Annotated in this window: 1 protein-coding gene and 1 pseudogene; both read left to right on the forward strand. The window is 78.7% G+C overall.

Annotated elements, in window-relative coordinates; translation table 11 throughout:
- Positions 1-3,971 (forward strand): annotated as a pseudogene (locus ACR807_RS40870) (hypothetical protein); the annotation flags it as partial.
- A partial coding sequence (locus ACR807_RS40875) for a hypothetical protein (RefSeq protein ID WP_438926923.1) occupies positions 3,968-5,612 on the forward strand: 1,645 nt, incomplete at its 3' end. The pseudogene ACR807_RS40870 and the gene ACR807_RS40875, both read left to right, overlap by 4 nt.

Raw genomic sequence — 5,612 nt, forward strand, 5'->3', positions numbered from 1 at the left:
TGCTGCCCACCCGCTGGGAGGTGCGCGGCCACCGGGAGGCCCGGCCCGACGACGGGGTCGCCGCCGTCTCCTGGGCGGTGACCACCTCCGCGGTCCGCCGCGACCTCGCCGTGGGCCCCGACCCGAGGGCGACCCTGGCCGGCGCGCCCGCCGACGACCGGGCGCTGGTCGACCCCGGGATGCTCTGGATGGTCGACTTCGAGGAGGCCGAGCGCGCGGGGATGGCCGTGCGCGTCACCACCGACGTGGACCCGGACCTGCACCGGCTGGGCCTGGACCGCCTGGTGGTGGTCGGCGTCGACGAGCAGCGCGACCCGTGGCGGTCCGCCACGGCGCTGGCCGACCTGTTCGAGGCCCACCACTACACCGACGGGTTCTGCGTGCTGGAGCCCGGCACGCCCACCAACGCCCCGGACGGCGCGGTGTCGGCCTCGGACCCGCGCGGCTCCGCCCGCGCCGACCACCACCGGCGGCTGGACGCCTCGAAGCACCAGCCCGCGCCGCACCCGCGCGGCACCGTCGGCGGCGACCTGCTCGGCGCGCTGGGCGTGCCGTTCGGCTACGGCGGCGCGGCGGCCAGGGTCGCCGGCGGCGGCCGGGTGGACCACCAGCGCGACGCCGCCGCCGCGCTGTGGTCGGCGACCTGGGGCTACTTCCTCGTCCACGTGCTCGAAGGCGTGCAGGTCGACGCCGTGCGGCAGGCCCGGCGGCACTTCGTCGACCACGTCCGGCCGCGCGGGCACCTGCCGGTGGTGCGCGTCGGGGCTCAGCCCTACGGCGTGCTGCCGGTGATGGGCCGCGACGCGGAGCCCCGGCCCGGCGACACCGGCGTGCCGCGCGTGGTCCGCGACGTGCTGGACCGCGTCGCCCGCGCCCGGGTGCGCCGGGTGAGCGACCGCTACTACTGGCCGACGATCGGCGGCGACGACGTCCGCGACCCGGCGACCCGCCTGGTGCAGGCGCTGTCCGTGCAGCCGATCTCGCACACCGCGCTGGGCCAGCCGGTCATGGGGCCGGAGTACCTGGACGCGCTGCACCGGTTCGCCGTGCCGGGGCGCGAGCTGTTCGCCCGCTGGCAGCCGGTCGTGGCCCGGCAGCTGGAGGAGCTGGTCCGCGACCTGGGGCTGCCCGAGGGGCAGCCGCACCTGCGGGGCGGGGTCGGGCAGACCTTCCCGCTGCCCGTGGACCTCCTGCCCGCCTCGCCCGCCGAGGCGCTGCGCGAGCTGCTGGCGCTGGACCTGGCGCGGCTGCGGGACTTCGAGCCGGCGGCGGGCACCTCGCTGCTGGTGCTCCTGCTGCGGCAGGCCGCGCTGGAGGAGGTCCGCACCGCGCTGATCCGCGTCGACGACGGCGACCTCCGCCACCGCGAGGCCGAGCTGCTCGACGTGGACCCGAGCCGGCCCCGGCCCACGTTCTGGCAGGAGCTGGACCGGCCCGCGCCGAGCGACGTCGGTTCGGCGCGGACCCTGGGCGAGTGGCTCGTCGAGCCGTGGCCCGGCAACCCGTTCAACGAGGACTGGGAGGAGTTCCGGGCGGCGGTCGGGCGGTTGGCCGACCTCGATCGCGCCGAGCTGGGACCGCTGGTCCGCGCCACCCTCGACACGGCGGCCTACCGGACCGACGCGTGGGAGACCTCGCTCGCCGCCCGCCGCCTGGCCGAGGCCCGCGCCGGCGCCGCGTCCACCGGCGCGCTGGTCGGCGGGTTCGGCTGGCTCGCCGACGTGCGGCCGGCGCGGCGCGAGTGGGTCCAGGTCCCGCCGGAGGGCGAGCAGGGCCCGCTGTGGCGGGACGCCGCGAACGCCGGGTACGTGCTCGCGCCGTCGCTGCACCACGCGACGACGGCAGCCGTGCTGCGCGCCGGGTACGCCGCGCGCGGCGGTGGCGTCGGCGAACCCGGCAACGGCACCCGGCCGGTGGCGGTGGACCTGTCCGCCGACCGCGTCCGGCTGGTGCGCCACCTCGTCGAGGGCGTGCGGGCGGGGCAACCGCCGGCCGCCCTGCTGGGCTACCGCTTCGAGCGCACGCTGACCACGTCCGGCGGCGGCGTCGCGGTGCGGGCCTTCCGCGCGCTCGCCCCGTTCGCCGCGCAGACCCTGGGCGGCGACGGCTCGGTGACCGAGGTGCGCGAGTCGGGCGCCGTCGCCGACGGAATCGTGCTGGAGAGGCTGCACCGGGAGAACGCCGTGCCGTGGGGGCGCGGCGTGGACCCGACCCGGCCGGACGACCCGTCGCTGCGCCTGCCGGAGGTCGGCACGCCCGCGCACGGGGCGTGCGTCGCCGCGCTCGACGAGGTGGTGGCCGCGCTCGACGCGCTCGCCGACGCCACCCTCGCCGAGGGCGTGCACCAGCTGATCGGCGGCAACGCCGTCCGCGCCGGCGCGGCCCTCGACGCGCTGACCAAGGGCGACATGCCGCCGCCGGACCTCGACGTGGTCCGCACGCCCCGCTCCGGCGCGGTGCAGGACCACCGGCTGCTGTTCCTCGGCGGCGCGTCCGCCGCGCACGCCGCCGAGGACGCCGCCGCGTGGACCACCGACGTCGTCCCGGCACCCGCACGGCCGCGCGCGCTCGCGTCCCCGACGCTCAACGGCTGGGCGGCGGCGCTGCTGCCCGACCCGGCGAAGGTCGTGGTGCGCGGCCGGTGGCTGTCCCCCGGGGGCGACGTGGTCGCCACCACCGATCTCGACCTGCGCGGGCTCGCCCTCGCACCGCTGGACGTGGTGCTGATGACCGACGAGGAGCTGACCCGGCGCCTCCTGGAGGCGTTCCGCCCGAAGCGGCCAGCGGTCGACGGGGTGTCGGAGCTGCCCGCGCTGTCGACCGGGCGCGTGCCCGGCTTCGGGCCGCCCACCCACGCCTCCGTCGACGACCTGCGCCACGCGGCGCGGGGCGTGCGGGCGCTGCTGCGCCGGGTCCGCCCGGTCCGGGGCACCGACCTGGCGCGGGACGCCGGTCTCGCGCTCACCGCGGACGCCGACGAGCTGGGGCGCAGGGCGACCGCCGCGCGCACCTCGCTGGCCGGCGCGCTGGCCGCGCTGCGCGCGCAGCTCGGGGCGCCGACCGCGGCCGGGCTGGTGGCGTGCCTGGACGGGCTCGCCCGCCACGGCGTGCCCGACGCCCACCCCGAGGCGGGCACCCGGGACGCCGACTGGCTCGCGCGCACCACCGCGCGGGCCGAGGTCGCCGCCGCCGAGGCGCGGCGCAGGCTCGACGAGGACGCCGCCCTGACCGCGCCGCCGGTCGCGGACGGTCCCGACGCGGCCGTCCGCCACCACACCGCCCGGGTGAAGGTGCTGCTGGGCGACGACTTCCCGGTCCTGCCGACCTGGACCGTCGCCGCGGCCGGGCGCGCCGCCCTGAGCGACCTGCTCGGGCACAGCGCCGAGCTGGTCGGTCCGGACCCGCTCGTCGTCGACACCTGGCTCACCCGGCTGTCCAGGGTCCGGCCCGGCGCGAAGGCGCTGCACACCGCGCTCTCCCGCGCCGACGCCCTCGGCACGGCCGCCGCGTCGCGCCCGCTGGTCGTCGGCCAGGCGCCCCGCGCCGCGGGTGACCGGTGGGCGGCCCTGCCCGGCCCGTCCGCCGGCGTCGACCGGCTGTCCGTCGCCGTGCACGCCGTGCGCGCCGTCGACGCGGCGGCCCCGCTGGTCGGGCTCGTGCTCGACGAGTGGACCGAGCGGGTGCCCGCCGCCACCGAGGTCACCGGCCTGGCCTTCAACCACGACGCGCCGGGCGCGCGGGCGCCGCAGTCGCTGCTGCTGGCCGTGCCGACGGCGGCCGACGGCAGGTGGACGACCGACCAGGTCTTCGCCGCCGTCGACCAGGCGTTCCACGTGGCCACCACGCGCACCGTGCCGTGGGGTGAGCTGCGCGACGGCCACTTCCTGCCCGCCACCTACGTCCCGTTCAACGCGGCCGGTGCCACCGCGAGCACCGACCTCACCTCGCCCACCCCGGGAGCGACCCCATGACCCCATCGGTGACCACCTGGACCAGGCTCACGCCGCGCGTGACCTCGGCCGACATCCGGGAGAGCGTCGCGGCCCGCGTGGAGGACGCCGCGTGGCTGCTGTGCCGCCAGTGGCAGCTCGGCGAGTTCGACGGCAGCGATGGCGGTTCCCCGGTCAGCGCGCGGCTGCGCGTGCGGGCCGGGGCCATCGGCGGGTTCCGCGGGCTGGGCGACGGCGCCCCGCTCGACGACTTCGAGCGCCTCGACACCACGACCACCCCGCTGGAGGCGGTGGTCGAGCGCACCGCGCCGGACCCGGACGACCTGGCGCTGAGGGCCGAGGGCGGCCGGCGGTTCCTGCGCCTGCTCGGGCCGCTGCGCGCCCGCTACGGCCAGTCCTTCACCGACGCGTTCCCGCTGCCCGAGGTCGTGCCCGGTCCCACCGCCGACGACGACGCGGTGGCGGAGGCGGCGTTCCTGCGCGGCCGGGTGCCCGACGCCGACGCGCTCGCCGCCGCCCTGGGCGGCACCTCCCCGGGCGGCGCGCCGACGCTGCCCGCCGTGCCCGAGGTGGCCGCCGCCGACCGGGCGGCGGTGCTGGCGGCGGCGGCCTCGTTCACCACCTGGTGGCGCGAACTGGTGAGCCGGCCCGGGACGAACGCGGCGAGCTGGTCGTCCCGGCGCCTGGAGCACTCCTTCGTCCTGGGCACCAGGCTCGGCGACGACGAGGTGGTCCTCAGCGCGCCGGAGTACCCCGGCGGCACGCTCGACTGGTACGACCTGCGCCTGTCCACGAGCGGCGAGTCGGCTCCGGCGGACACCCCGTCCCGGGACCTGGTGCGCACCGGGATGCCGAGCCCGGTGCGCTACCCGGGCATGCCCACCGACCGGTGGTGGGAGTTCGAGGACGCCCCGGTGTCCTTCGCCGGCGCCGAGACCGGGCCGAGCGACCTCGGGCGGCTGCTGGTGCTGGAGTTCGCCACGCTCTACGCCAACGACTGGTTCGTCGTGCCCGTCGAGCTGCCCGTCGGCACGGTCGCCCGCGTCCGCTCCCTCGTGGTCACCGACACCTTCGGCGTCCGCACCGAGGTGGACCCGGCCGCCCGGCCGGGCTGGGACATGTACCGCCTGCCGGGCTCCACCCCGGCGCAGTCGCTGTTCGTGCTGCCGCCGGCGCTGCCCGGCTCGCTGGAGGGCGACCCCGTCGAGGACGTGGTGTTCCTGCGCGACGAGGCGGCGAACGCGGTGTGGGCCGTCGAGCGGACCGTCGAGGGCGTGGCCGGTGTCGGCGTCGACCGGCAGGGCCGGTACGCGCCGGCGCCGGAGCCGCGGGTGGTGCCGGGGGCCGACCTGTCCTACGCGCTGCGCTCGGCCCTGCCGCCGGACCACTGGGCGCCCCTGCTGCCGGAGTTCGACCCGGACGGGGCGCGCCTGCGCCGGGTGCTGCTCCCCGTCCCCGGCGGTGCCCCCGCGCAGCCCGCCGGCCGCACCCTGGAGGGCACCGACTGGGTGGCCGCCGAGGAGGTCCCCCGCGACGGCGTCCGGGTCGCCCGCAGGTGGCAGTTGGCCCGCTGGACCGACGGCAGCACCCACCTGTGGCTCTCCCGCCGCCGGTCGACCGGTCGCGGCGAGGCGGGCAGCGACCTGCGCCACGACATCGTCA

Source organism: Saccharothrix sabaoui (assembly GCF_051756985.1).
Classification (GTDB): domain Bacteria; phylum Actinomycetota; class Actinomycetes; order Mycobacteriales; family Pseudonocardiaceae; genus Actinosynnema.